Annotated in this window: 18 protein-coding genes; 8 read left to right on the top strand and 10 right to left on the bottom strand. The window is 56.1% G+C overall.

Features of this window, described 5'->3' with window-relative positions:
- Nucleotides 1–142 precede the first annotated feature (142 nt).
- Both TH3_RS06490 and TH3_RS06495 read right to left on the bottom strand, forming a co-directional pair.
- Nucleotides 143–1,417: a calcium-binding protein gene (locus TH3_RS06490; protein ID WP_007091420.1), complete on the bottom strand. Its 1,275-nt coding sequence runs from the start codon at nt 1,415–1,417 to the stop codon at nt 143–145.
- 119 nt (nt 1,418–1,536) lie between these two features.
- Nucleotides 1,537–3,447, bottom strand: coding sequence for an ABC-F family ATP-binding cassette domain-containing protein (locus TH3_RS06495; protein ID WP_007091419.1), 1,911 nt, complete (start codon nt 3,445–3,447; stop codon nt 1,537–1,539).
- 376 nt (nt 3,448–3,823) lie between these two features.
- Here TH3_RS06495 and ndk point away from each other — a divergent pair, with 376 nt between their 5' ends.
- A complete protein-coding gene (gene ndk, locus TH3_RS06500; protein WP_007091418.1) occupies nt 3,824–4,246 on the top strand; it encodes a nucleoside-diphosphate kinase in 423 nt (140 codons plus the stop codon).
- Between the two features lie 118 nt (nt 4,247–4,364).
- Here the strand turns inward: ndk and TH3_RS22800 are convergent, their stop codons facing one another.
- The 6 genes from TH3_RS22800 to purM all read right to left on the bottom strand — a co-directional run bounded on the left by TH3_RS22800 (nt 4,365) and on the right by purM (nt 8,740).
- The gene (locus TH3_RS22800) at nt 4,365–4,499 is read right to left on the bottom strand and encodes an aa3-type cytochrome c oxidase subunit IV (protein ID WP_139328191.1); all 135 of its coding nucleotides are present in this window, start codon (nt 4,497–4,499) and stop codon (nt 4,365–4,367) included.
- A 179-nt stretch (nt 4,500–4,678) separates the two neighbouring features.
- Complete coding sequence (locus TH3_RS22625) at nt 4,679–4,807, bottom strand: aa3-type cytochrome c oxidase subunit IV (RefSeq protein ID WP_007091417.1); 129 nt, start codon at nt 4,805–4,807, stop codon at nt 4,679–4,681.
- A 114-nt stretch (nt 4,808–4,921) separates the two neighbouring features.
- Nucleotides 4,922–5,299, bottom strand: a complete 378-nt coding sequence (locus TH3_RS06505; protein WP_076519558.1) for a hypothetical protein — start codon at nt 5,297–5,299, stop codon at nt 4,922–4,924.
- Between the two features lie 227 nt (nt 5,300–5,526).
- Nucleotides 5,527–6,894 (bottom strand): IS1182 family transposase, encoded by a 1,368-nt coding sequence (locus TH3_RS06510; RefSeq protein ID WP_040059618.1) that lies wholly within the window; start codon nt 6,892–6,894, stop codon nt 5,527–5,529.
- Nucleotides 6,895–7,004: 110 nt separating this feature from the next.
- Nucleotides 7,005–7,679: a phosphoribosylglycinamide formyltransferase gene (gene purN / locus TH3_RS06515; RefSeq protein ID WP_007090846.1), complete on the bottom strand. Its 675-nt coding sequence runs from the start codon at nt 7,677–7,679 to the stop codon at nt 7,005–7,007.
- Entirely contained in the window at nt 7,667–8,740 is a 1,074-nt protein-coding gene (gene purM / locus TH3_RS06520) for a phosphoribosylformylglycinamidine cyclo-ligase (protein ID WP_007090847.1), read from the bottom strand. The genes purN and purM overlap by 13 nt, the downstream gene beginning before the upstream one ends.
- A gap of 318 nt (nt 8,741–9,058) precedes the next feature.
- On the opposite strand from purM, the gene TH3_RS06525 reads away from it, so the two are divergent.
- The 7 genes from TH3_RS06525 (at nt 9,059) to rnd (ending at nt 16,075) form a co-directional block, all read left to right on the top strand.
- Entirely contained in the window at nt 9,059–10,183 is a 1,125-nt protein-coding gene (locus tag TH3_RS06525; RefSeq protein WP_233421848.1) for a DUF2066 domain-containing protein, read from the top strand.
- A gap of 96 nt (nt 10,184–10,279) precedes the next feature.
- Nucleotides 10,280–11,377, top strand: a complete 1,098-nt coding sequence (locus TH3_RS06530) for an AI-2E family transporter (protein ID WP_007090849.1) — start codon at nt 10,280–10,282, stop codon at nt 11,375–11,377.
- A gap of 7 nt (nt 11,378–11,384) precedes the next feature.
- The gene (locus tag TH3_RS06535; RefSeq protein ID WP_007090850.1) at nt 11,385–12,137 is read left to right on the top strand and encodes an HdaA/DnaA family protein; all 753 of its coding nucleotides are present in this window, start codon (nt 11,385–11,387) and stop codon (nt 12,135–12,137) included.
- A gap of 84 nt (nt 12,138–12,221) precedes the next feature.
- Nucleotides 12,222–12,758 (top strand): ATP-dependent zinc protease family protein, encoded by a 537-nt coding sequence (locus tag TH3_RS06540; protein WP_007090851.1) that lies wholly within the window; start codon nt 12,222–12,224, stop codon nt 12,756–12,758.
- Between the two features lie 61 nt (nt 12,759–12,819).
- The gene (rimK, locus tag TH3_RS06545) at nt 12,820–13,725 is read left to right on the top strand and encodes a 30S ribosomal protein S6--L-glutamate ligase (protein WP_007090852.1); all 906 of its coding nucleotides are present in this window, start codon (nt 12,820–12,822) and stop codon (nt 13,723–13,725) included.
- A gap of 3 nt (nt 13,726–13,728) precedes the next feature.
- On the top strand, nt 13,729–14,817 hold the full coding sequence (locus tag TH3_RS06550) for a succinylglutamate desuccinylase/aspartoacylase family protein (RefSeq protein ID WP_007090853.1): 1,089 nt from the start codon (nt 13,729–13,731) through the stop codon (nt 14,815–14,817).
- A gap of 88 nt (nt 14,818–14,905) precedes the next feature.
- Nucleotides 14,906–16,075 carry a ribonuclease D gene (gene rnd, locus TH3_RS06555; protein WP_007090854.1) on the top strand — a complete coding sequence of 390 codons (1,170 nt, stop codon included), beginning with the start codon at nt 14,906–14,908 and terminating at the stop codon, nt 16,073–16,075.
- Nucleotides 16,076–16,159: 84 nt separating this feature from the next.
- Here rnd and TH3_RS06560 read toward each other — a convergent pair whose 3' ends face one another.
- Nucleotides 16,160–16,621 carry a nuclear transport factor 2 family protein gene (locus TH3_RS06560; RefSeq protein ID WP_007090855.1) on the bottom strand — a complete coding sequence of 154 codons (462 nt, stop codon included), beginning with the start codon at nt 16,619–16,621 and terminating at the stop codon, nt 16,160–16,162.
- Complete coding sequence (locus TH3_RS06565) at nt 16,618–17,478, bottom strand: SDR family oxidoreductase (RefSeq protein WP_007090856.1); 861 nt, start codon at nt 17,476–17,478, stop codon at nt 16,618–16,620. The genes TH3_RS06560 and TH3_RS06565 overlap by 4 nt, the downstream gene beginning before the upstream one ends.
- Between the last annotated feature and the right edge of the window lie 21 nt (nt 17,479–17,499).

Below are 17,499 nucleotides of genomic sequence, written 5' to 3' on the forward strand. Positions count from 1 at the left end.
GTTCGAAAGCGATACAGCTATTTCGTGCCAGGGATCTATCAACCAACTGCAACCTGACGGACAAGATCAGAAACGGGAAATGCCGAACAAAAAGGCCGCCCTGCGATAAACCGGGCGGCCCTTGGTGTTTCGGGGGCGGGGCCTAGCCGAACTCGACATTGTCGGGTGTCAGGTCATCCTTGCTGATATCTTCAACAATCACCCCAAAGGTCCATGGATCGCCGTTGCTGAAATCGATGTAAAGATCACCGCCATCGGTTTCAGTCGCATGATCAAGCAGGCTGTCGAAATCGGTAATGCCCGATCTGGCCTGAAGATCAGCGGTAAGGAGCAGGGTATCGCCATCATTGCCGCTTTCGAAATCAACCACACGATCACGGCTGGAGGCTTCGGCGTCGAAGACGAAAGTATCGTCGCCGATATTGCCCTGAAGCCAGTCATTGCCGCCGCCACCCGAAAGGATATTGTCGGAGAAGGCTTCATGGGCGATGGGGCCAGCATCAAGTGTGTCATGGCCGTCGCCGCCATAAAGCGAGACATCATACCATTCGCCGGTGAGCGTATCATTTCCGGCTTCGCCATGGATGTTTTCGCCGACAATGACGTCGTCGCCATCGCGGCCATAGATGGTATCGCCGCCCTTGTTGCCGATCAGGCGGTTATCGTTATCATCGCCGATGATCAGGTCGCTTTGATTGCTGCCATCGACATTTTCGATGCTGATGAAATGATCGCCTGTGCGGCCCGTGCCGGTTTCAAGATTGATGACCGGTTGCGGACCATATTCACCATAAGGCGCATCATTGCCCCAGCCGGCGATGTAGCTGATGGTGTCAGACCCTTCGCCGCCGATGAAAATGCTTGTCTGTTCCTCAGAAAAAGCAGAGCCATATGCGGCATAGAAAGTGTCATCGCCGCCGCCGCCATTCATCACATCGCCGTCGCCAGCACCAGTTTGGAAAAAGGCGTTGTTGCCGTCATCGCCGATCAGAATGTCGCCATAGCGTGAATCACGGATGTCTTCGATATTGAAATAGCGGTCGCCATCCGCATCGCCGCCCACACCAATGCCGGTGGCAAGATTGACGATGACGCCTTCCTTGGCCGAGTCATTTGAATAGGAAAATCGAATTTCATCGCGGCCGGGACCGCCATCAATGACATCGGCCCCCGGGCCGCCATCAAGTTTGTCATTGCCCGACCCGCCAAGCAGCGTGTCGTCACCGATACTTGCATGGAAATGATCATGACCGGCACCGCCATCAAGCGTATCGTCCCCCGGTCCGATCTCATAGAAGCGGTCATTGCCGCCAAGCCCGCGGATATAATCACTGCCCGCGCGCCCAAAAATATGATCGTCCTGCTCTGTTCCGACAAGCACATCTGCGCCGTCGGTCCCATAGATGAGTTCAACCATGGTCCGTCTCCCGCATTGTTTGCTTTGCCCTTGGGAAAAGCTGCGGGGAGAATTCGGCGACTTGATGGCAGTGGGGCGGAATTGACGTCAAAACAGGGGAGACACCAGAAGGCGGCGGCTTACGCCACCTTCTGTTCGTATTCTTCCTGCTTTTCCATCCAGCGGGTTTCGATCTCGGCCAGTTCGTTTTCGATCTTGCCAAGGTCTTTTTGCAAGGTGGTCAGTTTGGTGGCGTTATCGGGCTCGTAAAGCGCCGGATCGGCCATCTCGTCCTTGATTTTGTCACGACGCTCGGTCAGCTTTTCCATCTGCTTTTCAAGATTTTCAATCTCGCGCTTGATGGGGGCTGCGGCCTTGCGTTTTTCGGCAGCCTGCTGGCGCAATGCCTTGCGGTTGCCCTTGTCCTCTGGCCGTGCCGGTTCGCCGTTTTCGTTGGCTTCTGCCTTGTCCGCGCGGCGTTCATCACGCGCCCGGTTCAGCAGATACTGGCGATATTCGGCAACGTCGCCGTCAAAGGCGGTAACCGCACCATCGGCAACCAGAATAAGTCGATCCGCACAGGCTTCGATCAGATAGGGGTCGTGGCTGATGATGATCACCGCACCTTCATAGGCATTAAGCGCATGATTAAGCGCATCGCGGCTGTCGATATCAAGATGGTTGGTCGGTTCGTCAAGGATCAGCATATGCGGGGCATCAAGCGTCATCAGCGCAAACAGCAGACGCGCCTTTTCCCCACCCGAAAGGTCCTTGACCTTGGTGTCGCCTTTCTGGCCTTCAAACGCAAAACGGCCAAGCTGGGCCCGGACCTTGTGTTCGATGACATCAGGCATCAGGGCAGCCATATGCTGATACGGGGTTTCATCGGGGCGAAGCTCATCGGTCTGATGCTGTGCAAAATAACCGATGCGCAGCTTGCCCGACGCAACCTTTTCCCCGGCCATCAGTTCAAGCCGGTTGGCAAGAAGCTTTGCCAGTGTCGATTTACCGTTACCGTTGGCACCCAGAAGCGCGATGCGGTCATCCATATCAATGCGCAGGCTGATATTGCGCAAGACCGGTTTGCCGGGTTCATAGCCGACATCGCCGTTATGGATATTGATCAGGGGCGGTGGCAGTTCCTTGGGGCTTGGGAAGTCGAACGAAATGCTGCGGTCTTCGACAACGGCAATCGCCGGTCCCATTTTTTCCAGCATCTTGATACGGCTTTGCGCCTGTTTGGCCTTGCTGGCCTTGGCGCGGAACCGGTCGATGAAGGACTGGATGTGTTTTTGCTGGGCGACCTGTTTTTCGTAATGCTTGGACGCCAGTTCCATCTGCTCGCGGCGCGTTTTGGCAAATTTGTCGTAATTGCCGCCATACATCGTCACTTTGCCATCGGTCAGATGGGCAATATGTTTGACCGCCTTGTTCAGAAGGTCGCGGTCGTGACTGATCAGGATGATCGTGCCGGGATAGTTGATCAGATAGTTTTCAAGCCAGATGGTGGCTTCAAGATCAAGGTGGTTGGTCGGCTCGTCAAGCAGCAGCAGGTCGGGTTGCAGGAACAGGGTTGCCGCCAGTGCCACACGCATCCGCCAGCCGCCGGAAAAATCATCGCACGGGCGTTGCTGGGCTTCGGCATCGAAACCAAGGCCTGACAGGATCGATGCCGCACGGGCTTCTGCGGTGTGGGCGTCGATGTCGGCAAGCCGGGTATAGATATCGGCGATCCGGTTCGGATCAGTAACGTTTTCGGCTTCATGCAGAAGGGCGGCCCGTTCGGTATCGGCATCCAGAACCGTATCAAGCAGGGAGCGCGACCCCGCCGGGGCTTCCTGCGATACCACACCCATGCGGGTGCGGTTAGACAGCGATACATCGCCGCCATCCGATGCGATTTCGCCGGAAATCAGTTTCAAAAGCGTGGATTTGCCGGCCCCGTTACGTCCGATCAGGCCCAGTTTGTACCCGTCGGGTACGGTCAGGGTCACGTGATCAAGGATCATACGGCCGCCAATGCGGTAGGTCAGGTCGGTAATTTGCAGCATTTCGGGTCCGCGTTCGGGAATCGTTTGAAAATCTGTGCTTTCAATAGGGCAGGGAGGGCCGTGACGCAAGGATTCTTGAAACTGTCATGAACACTCGATCACAGGACCAACAGGACAAAATACGAGCGTGATGGGGTGGCAAGGCGCGCAGTTTCACGGGATTTGGCGGCTTTTCACACCTGTTCAACCCCCGATGCAAGGGGTGCAGGTCTGAATTGCGCGGACCGAACTATGTGTTGCGTTGCGAACCAAGGGCGTTTATACAGCGCCAACCTTAGGGTCTGCGGATGATAAGGAAGCCTTGTCGTCGGCTTTTTTATCTTCCGCAGTCCCTTCTTGGGGGTAACGAATTTTTACAAGTAGCTAGGTGAAACCAATGGCTATCGAACGCACTCTTTCGATCATCAAGCCGGACGCAACGCGCCGCAACCTGACGGGCAAAATCAATGCCGTCATCGAAGACGCAGGCCTTCGCATCGTCGCGCAGAAGCGTGTCGCTCTGACCCGTGCACAGGCCGAAGGCTTCTACGCTGTTCACAAGGAACGTTCGTTCTTTGGCGAACTCGTGGACTTCATGGTTTCCGGCCCGGTCGTCGTCCAGGCTCTGGAAGGCGAAAACGCTGTTGCCAAATACCGCGAAGTTATGGGCGCCACCAACCCGGCCAATGCCGAGGAAGGCACCATTCGCAAACAGTTTGCAGAATCCATCGAAGCGAACTCGGTCCATGGTTCGGACTCGCTTGAAAATGCTGCAATCGAAATTTCCTATTTCTTCGCCCAGACCGATATTGTCGGTTAAGCCTTAAAGCTCCGACATCGTCGGTTAAGCGATATGAAATACGGTTTCCGGTTCGCCGGATAAGAAGCGCCCCGCATCATGTGCGGGGCGTTTTTTTATGCCTGAAATATACAGCCGATCAGAGCAGAAATGCCGCCATCAATAACAGCAGGACGGCAATTGAAATGACGCTCCAGAGCATGAATTTGGTCCAGTTTTCCCAGCCATGCTGGTGGACATCAACCAGATTGTTATCGTAGTCGCTTCCCTGCATTGTTTCCTCCCTGACTTGTTACAGGTGTGGCGTGACCCTTGGCGGGAAATGCCAAACGCATCGTAACACATTTCAGGGGTGAATAAAGATCATCAAAATAACGTAAGGCGTTTGTTTTTGGCCAAGAAAAAAGCTGCCGAAACCGGCAGCTTTGCATTGTTTACCCCGCGATCAGGCGATCACAGCAGGAAGATGGCCATCAGGATCAGAATGGCGACAACAGAAAGAGTGCCCCACTTCATAAAGACGGTATAGCCGTTATAGATGTCGACGTGGGTCTTGGTCAGTTCGTAGTCTTTACCCTGCAAATTAGCCTCCTGCGTTTAGAATTTCTCCAGTGTATAGACGTGAAGTTGTTGCGACGCAAGACGCAGATTAACTGGCGATATCATTCATTTGGCCAATAAAGCCCGATGCGGATGTCAGTCTGTCGGGGCGCAGGAATAGGGCAGGAAGGAACCCGTGGCGCCTTCATTCATCATTCTCAGGGACATTTTATTGGCGTAATCGAGTTCAGCCTCGGTGGTCGGACAGACATGGATGCGTCCGGTGCATCCCGATGCAACAAAGGCATCTTCGCTTTTTAGAAATTCCTCGCCAAGCTCGCTTTTATCCCGGCTCGGTTGAAGCTGGTCGCGAAACGACTGGTAAAACTGGCACTTGCGTTGGGACCAACTCGGCTCATCGGCGCGGGCTTCATCGGCACAAAGCAGCATCGGTGCCACCAATACAGCAGCCAGAAGGGATGTATGCATCAGGATGGCTTGGGGAATATTCAGGCGCAGCACGGATAATTTCATGTTTCGGGGCTCTGATCCGGTGGACAGGTCGCAGGAGAAAAGACCTGAGAAATGCGAATGAAATATGACCAATATCAGAAACTGCCAGATCATTTTTCGTGATACCAGCAGACAAAAAAAGGGACAGGTTTTTACCTGCCCCTCAGACCGCTGACAAACCCCGTCATATTTTGGCGGGGTTTTTCTTTTAGAGGTGTTTGAAAGCTGGCTTGAGTGTGCCGAGGGGATTATCCCTCAGCGATTGGCCCCTTGGGGCCCAAAGCCAGGGCTATTTTCTTGATGTTTTGGGCGGCGGCGGCCAGCAGACATTGGCATTTGACATTGATCAGTCCCCGGAACCTTGCATATCGATGACCGTGAAGCTGTTTGGCATCTGCAAAAGAGCGTTCGACCGTCTCTTTTCGGCGCTTGTAAACCCGCTTACCCCACTCTGTCAGACGATAGGCGTCAGCCCGGTCTCTGGCGTCTTGCCAGACATGGCGCGTGACAGTTTTTCGGTGGTGGGCATTGGCGGTACAGGAAGCCAGCACAGGACAGGTGCGGCATTTTTCCGGGTCGCTGTGATAATGGCGGTATCCATTTCGGTCGGTTGTCGCATAAGACAGAAGCTGACCTTCGGGGCAGCGATAAGCATCACGCTCAGGGTCATAAACGTATTTGCGTTTGGGGATGTAGCCTTCCCGAAGGTTCGGGCGGCGATAGCCCGTCACGCCAAGGATGTCACGATCTTCAAGGCCTTTGGCAATCGCGGCGGTCGCATAGCCCGCATCCAGTCCGACGGCGATAACATCAAGGTCAAAACGCTGCCTTTGTCGGTCAAGACGGTCGAGATAGGGAATGCTGTCATGCAGATTGGCCGGGGTGGCGTAACTGTCGGTAATGATCCCAAGCTTGCCATCGACCGTGCGGTGATCGAGATAGAAAAAGCCCTTGGGCTTGCCGTCGCGTACCATATATCCGCTGTCGGGATCGGTTCGGCTGATCTTGGTTTCTTTCTCAACCGGCTGGCGTTCCTTGGCTTTGAGCGGCTTTTTCGCATGAGCCGCCCGGTCTTCCTCAATCGCCAGATCCAGATCATCCCAATAGGCCGCGCGCGATTTGGCAACCACTTCGCGGTCCCATTTGTTCTTGTTGGCATCGGCCTTCAAATGCGTGCTGTCGGTATAGAGAACCTTACCATCCACCAGCCCGTGCCTGATCGCCTGCTCGACGATCTCGTCAAAAATATCCTGCGCAACACTGGCATCATGATATCGACGCCGCCGGTTCTGCGACAGGGTCGAGGCATCAAAGACCTTGTCGGTCAGCTTGAGTTGCAAAAACCAGCGATAGGCGACATTGACCTCAATCTCGCGCACAAGCTGGCGCTCCGAGCGCACGCCAAACAGATAGCCAATGAACAGCGCCTTAAACATCATCACCGGATCAAGGGCGGGACGGCCATTGTTCGCGCAGTACAAATCGGCCACGCGCGCATGGATAAAACTGAAATCGATCACGGCATCGATCTTACGAAGCAAATGATCGCTGGGGACCAAACTGTCGAGTGTCACCATCTCAAGTTCGGTTTGATGTGGGCTGGGTTTCTTAAGCATTCCCCATTGAATCAAAAATCCCCGCCAATGGCGAGGACTTTGTCAGCAGTCTGAGGGACAGGTTTTTACCTGCCCCTGAACCATGTGCGGATCGCCCGCCACGGGCGCAGTCAATTCGGTTCGGGCACCGGATTGATTTGCGCGAAATCCGGGGCATTCGCATCGGCGACCGTAACGATCCCGGCTTCATCGACCGAAACCCGGCCCTCGGCGATCCAGCGGATCACCTGCGGATAAATACGATGTTCCTGTTTCAGGATGCGCTGCGCCAGCGTACCGGCATCATCACCGGGCAGGACCGGCACCACGGCCTGCGCAATGATTGGGCCGCTGTCGACTTCGGGCACCACATAATGCACCGTGCAGCCGGAATATTTCACCCCGGCATCAAGGGCGGCCTGATGAACGTGCAGGCCCTTGAAGCTTGGCAGAAGGGACGGGTGAATATTGATCAGACGGCCTTGCCAGCGGGTCACGAAGCTTTCACTGACCAGACGCAGATAACCCGCCAGAACCACCAGATCGGCACCGGATTCTTCAATCAGGTTGCTGACCGTGCTGTCATAGGCTTCGCGCCCACCTTCAAAGCCCTTGTGCGAAATGGCTTCTGCCCGGATACCGGCACGACGCGCCCGTTCAAGCCCGCCTGCGTCAAGCTGGTTGGAAAACACCAGAACGATTTCCGCCGGATAGTCGGCAGTTTTGCAGGCATCAATGATCGCCTGAAGGTTCGACCCGCCGCCCGAAACCAGAACCGCGAGTTTTAGCGGCGTTACTTTTCCCATGCAGCGGCCATGTTTTTGATGATGACCTGCGGGCCATCACCGGCACGCGGGCCGATCACACCGATCTGGCTGACGGTTTCGCCGTGTTCACGCAAAAGCGCTTCGGCCTCATCGGCCTTGTCGGCCGGAACCACAACGCACATGCCAATGCCGCAGTTAAAGGTACGCGCCATTTCAACCGACGGGATGCCGCCCTGTTTGGACAGCCATTTGAAAATCGGAAGGAATTCCCACGTGCTGGCGTCAAACACCGCCGTCAGGTTTTCGGGCAAAACGCGCGGGACGTTTTCGGTCAAACCGCCACCGGTGATATGCGCCAGCGCCTTGACCAGACCGGCTTTGTGCGCCGCCAAACAGCTTTTGACATAGATTTTGGTCGGTTCAAGCAGCGCCTCGCCAACATTTTTGCCCGGTGCAAACGGGGCATCATCGCCGTAACCAAGACCGGCCATGTCGACAACCTTGCGCACCAGCGAATAACCGTTGGAATGCACACCACTGGATGCCAGGCCAAGGATCACATCGCCCTCGGCAACGTTGGAGCCATCAAGCAACTCGCCGCGTTCCGCCGCCCCAACCGCAAAGCCGGCCAGATCATATTCACCGTCCGCATACATGCCCGGCATTTCGGCGGTTTCCCCGCCAATCAACGCGCAGCCCGCCTGTTTGCAACCCTCGGCAATACCGGCAACAACGTCGGTTGCCTTGTCGACGGCAAGTTTGCCGGTGGCAAAGTAATCAAGGAACAGAAGCGGCTCCGCCCCCTGGACCACAAGGTCATTGACGCTCATCGCGACAAGGTCGATGCCGACGGTATCGTGTTTGTCGGCCAGAAAGGCGACTTTCAGCTTGGTGCCGACACCATCGGTGCAGGAAACCAGAACCGGGTCGTTATAACCGGCAGCTTTCAGGTCGAACAAAGCGCCGAATCCCCCCAAACCACCGGTAACGCCGGTTCTGCTGGTTGCTTTGGCCAGCGGTTTGATAGCATCGACAAGGGCATTGCCAGCATCGATATCGACACCGGAGTCCTTATAGGTAAGGCCGTTGGAGGCGGTCATTGGGTGATCCTCGGCTTAAGCGCATGGATAAAACAAAGCGGGCAACCCGCGTTTTTCATCAGTAGGGGCGATCAGGCCGGGTTTTGGCAACCGGGGCTGGAACTTTCGCCTTGGTTACGCCTTTAATCAGGGCAATAAGAAGCCAAAAGTCATCATACTGATAAAAAACGCGGGCTTGATAATTTCCGCTGGGCCGAAAATACTCAAACGTGGGCAATATGCAATGCTCAGGTGCGCATGGGAGAGTTTTCTTTCCAGAATGCTTCACTCGTGCCACAAGAAGCATCAAACCATCGAAAAATGGGCAAAGAGGCAAACGTGCTTACAAGACTCAAAAGTTTCAGGCTGTTGGCAGGTGTCGTCGGACTTTCGGCGTCCTTATCCTTTCCGGTATTTGCGCAGGACATCTTCTCGGTATCGGGGGTGCATGTTGACGAAAGTGCGGAAACCGCCGCCGCCGCACGTGATCAGGCCCTTGCCATCGGTCAGCGCAAGGCCTTCGATGAGGTTGTGGCACGCCTGACATTGCCCGAAGACCGCAGAGGTCTTGGCACGCCAAACCAGAACGACATCAATAATATGGTGCGCGATTTCGGCGTTTCGAACGAGAAAACATCCTCGGTGCGCTATATCGCCGACATGACGGTGCGCTTCAAGGAAAACGAACTTCGCAATTATTTGCGTTTCCGCGATATCCCGTTTGCCGAATTGCAGTCCAAGCCGGTGATCATTGTGCCGGTCTATCATTCGGGCGGTTACACCAGCCTGTGGGATGACCCCAATCCGTGGCGCGATATCTGGAGCCGCAATTTCGCATCGGGCGGTCTGGTCCCGGTCAAGGCACCAATTGGCGATTTGCAGGATATCGGCATTGTTTCGGCCGAGCAGGCTGAAAATGGTGTGATCGACCGCCTAAACGAGCTTGCCCGCCGCTATGGTGCGAATGTCGCCGTTGTCGCCAGCGCCACGGTCCGTGGTGAAACCGGCGCGGAAACGGTTGATGTGACCGCCACCCGATATGACGCGGGCGGTGCGCCACAGATTTTTGGCGTGACCGAAACCACCCAGCCGGGCGAAAGCCTGAACGAAACGCTGGTTCGCGCGGCCAAAGGCGTACAGGACCAGCTTTCGGATGGCTGGAAACGTGCCAACCTGATCAATTACGGCACCGGCGGGCAGTTGATGGTGTTCATTCCGATCACCGGTCTTGATGACTGGGCCAGGATCGAGGAACGCATTATCGGCTCTCCGGTGGTACGAAACAGCCGGGTCGTCGCAATGTCGCGCCGTGAAGTACAGATTGCTGTGGATTATGTCGGGTCGACCGATCAGCTTCGCACCGCCCTGGCACAACAGAATCTGAGCCTGAGTCAGATGGGGGATATCTGGTTCATCCAGCCTGTCGGGTCGGAGCGTTTGCAGGACCTGTCGATTGGCGGATAATGCCGCCTGAGGCTTAACCGTTCAGGATGTTCGCAAATATTTTGGGGGCGGGCATCATCACGGCGACATGACAGCGAAACAAGGGGAAAAACGGATATGACGTTTCGGCAGCAGGCCCGTTTCTGGCTGATTTTCATTGTCGGTTTTTTCGTTCTGATCTGGCTTTTTTCGGGTATCCTGCTGCCGTTTGTGGCCGGGATGGCGATTGCCTATTTCCTTGATCCGCTGGCCGACCGGCTGGAAGCACGCGGGATCAACCGGACGATTGCCACGACGATCATCACGGTTCTGTTTTTTCTGATTTTCATTTTCGTGTTGTTGCTGATCGTGCCGATGATCGGCAGCCAGCTTGCAGGCTTCCTTGAAAGACTGCCCGGTTATATCGACACATTGCGGACGACCGTAGCGCCGTATGTGCAGCACATCATCGACCGCATCGCGCCCGAAACGCTTGAAGGCATATCGGATTCGGTCAAAGGCCAGACCGCGAACGCGATCAAATGGGTCGGCAACCTTCTGACCAATGTGCTTTCGGGGGGGCTGGCGTTGCTGAACTTCCTCAGCCTTGTGTTCATTACCCCGGTTGTGGCGTTTTACCTGCTGCGTGACTGGGACAAGATCGTTGCCAAGATCGATGGATATCTGCCGCGCCGTTCGGCCGAGGATATCCGCCAATGCGCGCGCGAAATTGATGAAACGCTGGCAGGCTTCGTGCGCGGGCAGGCCACGGTTTGCATCCTGCTCGGCCTGTTCTACGCGCTGGGCCTGACGGCGGTTGGGCTTGAATTCGGCTTTGTCATTGGCCTGATGACCGGGCTTGTGTCCTTTGTACCCTATTTCGGCATGTTTGCCGGGTTCGCCGTTGGCATGGGCGTGGCATTGGCGCAGTTTGGCGTCAGTGTCGATCTGGCGCTGGTCGCCCTTGTTTTCGGGGCCGGGCAGGTGATGGAAGGCAACTTCCTGACCCCGAAACTGGTCGGCGACAAGGTCGGTCTGCATGCGGTCTGGGTGATGTTTGCCCTGCTGGCCGGGGGTGCTGTTTTCGGATTGCTGGGTGTGATGCTGGCCGTACCGGTGGCTGCGGTGATCGGTGTGCTTGTGCGATATGGCTTAAGGCAGTATCTGGATAGCCGGTTATATGATCACGGCCCTGACAATCCGGCCTATGATCCGTTAAAAGACGCCGAGAATTGAGAACACAGTGACCCGCGCACCCCAAAAGACGGCCCCGGACGAAACGCCCGCTGCACCCGAAAAGGGTGGCGACGGCCATATGCCGGAATTATCGCCGCAACAGTTGCCGCTGGAACTGGAACTGCGCCCGGCATTGGGGCGGGCCGATTTCATGGTCGCCGATTGTAATCGCGAAGCCGTTTCATGGATTGATCACTGGCCGGAATGGCCGGTTCCTGCCCTTTGCCTTTATGGTCCGCGCGGATCGGGCAAAAGCCACCTTGCGGAAGTATGGCGGGCACGGTCGGCCGCGCTAAGCGTTTCGGGGCGTGACCTTGTCGGGGCGAATCCGGACGTGCTTCTGGGCGATGCCACCGGGCTTGTCATCGAGGATGCCGATCTTGGCCTCGACGAGACGGTGTGTTTCCATCTTTATAATATGCTCAAAGAACGCGGCGGGCATTTGCTGATGACCGCACAGCAGCCCCCATCGCGCTGGAAAGTCGATCTGCCGGATTTGAAATCACGGCTGGGGGCGGCACTGGTCTGCGAAATTTCCCCGCCCGATGACGACTTGATGGTCGGACTTCTGATCAAGCTGTTCGCCGACCGGCAGATGGCACCTGGCCCGCAGATCATTGCCTATATCCTGCCACGCATCGAACGCAGCTTTGTCGCGCTTACCGAACTGGTGGCCGCGATTGACCGGCAGGCATTGGCGCAAAAGCGCGCGGTGACATTGCCGCTGGTGCGGGCCGTTATGGATGGTCAACAGGATTGACGTAGCAGTCAGACGCATTTTCGATAGGCGGGGCAAGATGTTGCGCGTTATATTCGCCCGATTGCAAATTACCGGATAGTGCATGTGACCCCGCGCAAGACCAAGGTTAAACCGTCCCTGAAATCCAAGACCGATGCACTGGTCCAGTCCGGACATGTTCTGGGCTGGCGCGAATGGATCGGACTACCGGATTTTGACGTGCCGTTGATGAAGGCCAAGGTCGATACCGGGGCGCGGACATCGTCGCTTCATGCGCTTAATCCCCGCATGATTGAACGCGATAACCAAAAATTCGTAAAATTCATCTTGCCGCATTACCGCGGTGACGGGCATGGTCGTATCGAATGCACGGCACCGCTTGTTGAAACCCGCGAGATTCGCAGTTCCAACGGCGAGGCCGAGGAACGTTATGTGATTTCGACCCATATTGCCGTCGGGCATCATAAAATCCGGGTCGAGATTTCATTGGCAAACCGTTCATTGATGGGCTTTCCCATGCTGCTGGGGCGCACGGCAATGAAGGCAGGAAGATTTTTGGTCCAACCGTCAAAATCTTATCTGGCGGGGAAACCGGAACAGGTTTATACGGCGCTGCAATCCGGCACCGTTTCGGAACAATGATCCGACGCTGTCGTTGAACCTTCGACACATTCTGTAACGCTCGACCACGGGAGTCCATTGCATGAAAATCGCAATGCTTGCGCGCAATCCTAATCTGTACTCCCACAAACGGCTGGTCGAGGCGGCCGAAAGTCGCGGGCACGAGATTGATGTCATCAACACCTTGCGCGTGACGATGAACATCACGTCGCTGAAGCCGGAAATCTATTACGGCGGCAAGAAACTGACCGGGTATGACGCGGTTATTCCGCGTATCGGCGTTTCGGTGACGTTTTTCGGACTGGCGGTGCTGCGTCAGTTTGAAATGATGGGGGTTTATCCGTTAAACGAATCCGTGGCGATTGGCCGGTCACGTGACAAGCTGCGCTCCTTGCAGATCCTGTCGCGGCGTGGTGTCGGCCTGCCGGTGACGGCCTTTGCCCATGATCCGAAAAAAACCGACGAGGTTCTTTCGATTGTCGGCGGTGCGCCGGTTGTGATCAAGCTTCTGGAAGGCACCCAGGGCATTGGCGTGGTTCTTGGCGAAACCGAAAAATCCGCCAAATCCGTGATCGAGGCCTTTCGCGGGGCCAATGTCGATATCATGGTGCAGGAATTCATCAAGGAAGCCGGCAATACAGATATTCGCTGCTTTGTAATTGGCGAGAAAGTCATTGCCAGCATGGAACGCACCGGGGCGGAGGGTGATTTCCGGTCCAACATTCATCGTGGTGGTTCGGCGCGTGCCGTGCGTATTACTCCGCAGGAACGTGCAACAGCAGTTGAAGCCGCCAAGGCGATGGGGCTAAATGTCTGTGGTGTCGATATTCTTCGCTCCAACCACGGTCCGGTGGTGATGGAAGTCAATTCATCGCCCGGGCTGGAAGGCATCGAAGGGGCAACCGGCAAGGACATTGCCGGAATGATTATCGAATTCATGGAAAAGGATCACCGCCCCGGCAAGGTGCGGACCAAAGGCAAGGGATAAACTGTGAACGAGATCGGGAAGAAAGTATCCAACGCCAGATCGGCAAAGGTAGCCAGGACCCCGGACTTCGAGATTGGCGATAAAAGGGTGCCTGCGGGCACCCGCCAGATCGTTGATATTCCGATCTCGCTTTTATCCAATCACACGCCGGTCAATCTGACCGTCAATGTGGTGCATGGCAAACGGCCCGGCCCGGTTCTGTTCGTTAGTGGTGCCGTGCATGGCGATGAAATCGTCGGGGTGGAGGTCATCCGCCGGGTTCTGAAATCGCCCGCCCTTCGCGGGATGCATGGAACCTTGCTGGCGGTTCCGGTCGTCAATGCGTTCGGGTTTCTGAACCATACGCGCTATCTGCCCGACCGCCGCGACCTTAATCGATGCTTCCCCGGTCATTCGGCGGGCTCCCTTGCCGCACAGCTTGCCCATCTTTTCCTGACTGAAATTGTCGAACGGTCCGACTTCGGCATCGATCTGCATTCCGCAGCCGTGAACCGCGTGAATCTGCCCCAGATCAGGGTCAATGAAGATGACGAGGATATCATGGCCTATGCCGAGGCCTTCGGTGCCCCGATCATCCTGACCAGTCCGCTGCGCGAAGGCTCGCTGCGCCAGGCCGGCAAGGAGGCCGAAGTGCCGATCCTGCTCTATGAAGCGGGCGAGGGGCTCCGGTTTGATGAAATGTCGATCCGGGCCGGTGTTTCGGGGGTTTTGCGCGTGATGCGCAAGCTTGGCATGACGTCGGGCCGCTCGATCCGTGATCCGAAAGTCCCCCCTTTCAAATCATCAAGCAGTTACTGGCTGCGTGCGCCGGTCGGCGGTATTTTACGGACCTTCAAGATCGCGGGCGAGTTCGTCAACGAAGGCGATGTGGTGGCCGCCGTCTCCGATCCGTTTGGCCTTCGCGATGCAGAGGTCGTGGCGAAACATGCCGGATTGATCATCGGGCGGACCAATCTGCCGATTGTCAATCAGGGCGATGCGCTTTTCCATGTGGCGGCGATCAAACGGTCATCGGAATTGCAGGAACGCATGGACGCCATCGAAACCCATCTGCAATCCGATCCGCTGCTCGACGAGGATGAAATCATCTAAGACGTCGTTTTTAAGTGCTTTTTGCGCATGATAGCTGCCATATCGAAGCTACTGGCGGATCACGCCCGGCAATGTTATAGCAAGGTTTATGGAACCAATTACAAATACAGAAGAACTGCGCGCGTTGTGCGAAAAGCTCCGGCAGTTCGAATATGTCACGGTCGATACCGAGTTCATGCGCGATTCGACCTATTGGCCGCAGCTTTGCCTTGTGCAGTTGGCAAGCCCCGAAGCATCCGATAATGGTGCGGCGGTTGATCCGCTGGCCGAGGGCATTGACCTTGCCCCGCTGTTCGACCTGATGCAGGACGAAAGCGTGGTCAAGGTGTTTCACGCCGCCCGTCAGGATATCGAGATTTTCGTCCATCTCAGCGGCAGGGTCCCGCACCCGGTATTTGATACCCAGGTGGCGGCGATGGTGCTTGGCTATGGCGATCAGGTCGGTTACGAGACGCTGGTCAACAAGGTGGTGCGCAAGAATATCGATAAATCGATGCGCTTTACCGACTGGTCGCACCGCCCGCTTTCAACCAAGCAGCTCAGCTATGCGCTGTCGGATGTGACGCATCTTCGCGTGATTTACGAGGCCTTCCACGAACGCCTCGAAGCCAATGGCCGGGCCTATTGGCTGGCCGAGGAAATGGAACGCCTGACCGATCCGTCGATCTATTCGATTGATCCGAAAGAAGCATGGCTTCGGCTTAAAACCCGCTCCAACAGCCCGAAATTCCTGGCGGTGGCGCGCGCGCTTGGCGAATGGCGCGAGACCGAGGCACAGCGCAAGAACCTGCCGCGTAACCGTGTTCTGCGCGATGATACGCTGCTTGATATCGCCGCCCGGCAGCCATTGACCGACAAGGATCTCGACAAGACCCGTGGTGTTGGCCGCAATTTCGGCAGCAGCAAACCCGGTCAGGCGATCATCGAAGCCATTCAGGCCGCGCTTGACAGCCCGCAGGAAGATTGGCCACAACCAAAATTCCGCCCCGACCTTCCATCGGGCATTGGCCCGACGGTGGAGCTGCTCAAGGTGCTGCTCAAACTCTGTTCCGAGGAAAAGGGCGTCGCCCAGCGTCTTGTGGCATCCAGCGACGATTTGCAGAATATCGCGGCTGATGACAATGCCGACGTCCCGGCGATGCATGGCTGGCGGCGCGAATTGTTCGGGCAATATGCCCTGCAACTCAAACACGGACAGATCGGGCTCAAGCTCAAGAACGGCGAAGTGGTGTTTGTCGAACTTGACGCCAAGGACTAAATGCTTTCACCCAATTGAAGACATGAAAAAACGGGCCAGCTTTGGCCCGTTTTTCATTTTTGCAACAGGGAAGGAACCCCGGTTTTAGAACATCGTGTTGTCATGCGCCTGTTCGGCCGGGACCGGCTGGGCGACGTCCCAGTGTTCGATGATCTTGCCAGCATCATCAAGTCGGAAGATATCCATTACCGCACTTTCGCCTTCTGCCGAAAGGGACCTGACATGGGTAACCACCATATTGCCCTCGGCGACAGTACGGACGATTTCGGCATGGATCGACGCATCAGAATTCAGCCAGCCGGTAATGCCATCGCGGAAGCCGTCAATGCCATCGGCAACAAACGGGTTATGCTGGATATATTCATCGCCGATATATTTCGTGATCGCGCCGTCAACATCGCGCTGATTGAAAACCATGTCATAAAACGCGACGACATTGGCGGTGTTGCGGTCTTCGACCTCGCCCGCATGGGCGGGCAAGGCGAAGCTGATGGCGACCAAGGTGGCGACCAGGCTGGCGGCAAGGATTGTTTTGGTGCGGCTCATTTCAGTGCCTCTTTCAGAAAGTCCGCGGTGCTTTGCGGTGCGCGACCAACAACCTTGGCGAAATCATCGCTGGTCTGTTCATAATCGCCATTACGCGTGCCGACATACATGCCGCTTAGCGCCTCAACCAGATGGCCGGGCAGGCCAAAGCTTGCCAGAATGCCGGTATGGACTTCGGGCGGCAGATCGACATAACGGATCTCCTTGCCGATTGCGTCGGCGATGATGGCGGCGATATCGGCAAAGCCGATCGGCGTGCCGGAAAGCTCGTAGGTCTGATTGACGTGATCGGCCGGGTTGGCAAGGACGGCAGCGGCGGCTTCGGCAAGGTCGTTACGCGGAATGTAGCTGACCTTGCCATTACCGGCAGGCGCACCAAAATCGCCGGTTTCAAGTGCATGCGGAACACCCGCCATCAGAAGGTCGGTATAGAAGCTGTTGCGCAGCACCGTGAAGGACAGGCCGCTTGCCTTGATGTAGCTTTCGGTGTCGGCATGGATCGCGGCATAGGTAAACGGGCTTTCAGGGCGCGCATCGATAAAGCTGGTATAGACCAGATGGCTGACACCGGCTGCCTTGGCGGCATCAACGGCGGTACGGTGCTGTTTGATGCGGGTTTCAACATCGGTTTCACCCGAAATGATCAGCGCGATATCAATGCCTTTGAACGCATTTGTCATCAGGGCAAGATCATCAAAATCGCCATGGCGGACATCGATGCCTTTGGCGGCCATTTCCTGTGCCTTGGCAACATTGCGGACACTTGCGGCAATCTGATCGGCGGAAACGCGGGTCAGCAGATGTTTGACGACAAGGCTTCCGAGCTGGCCGGTTGAGCCGGTAACAAGGATTTTCATGGTTTCATTCTCCGGTAATCG

Origin of the sequence: Thalassospira xiamenensis M-5 = DSM 17429, assembly GCF_000300235.2 — a bacterium.
In the GTDB taxonomy this organism is placed as follows: Bacteria; Pseudomonadota; Alphaproteobacteria; order Rhodospirillales; family Thalassospiraceae; genus Thalassospira; species Thalassospira xiamenensis.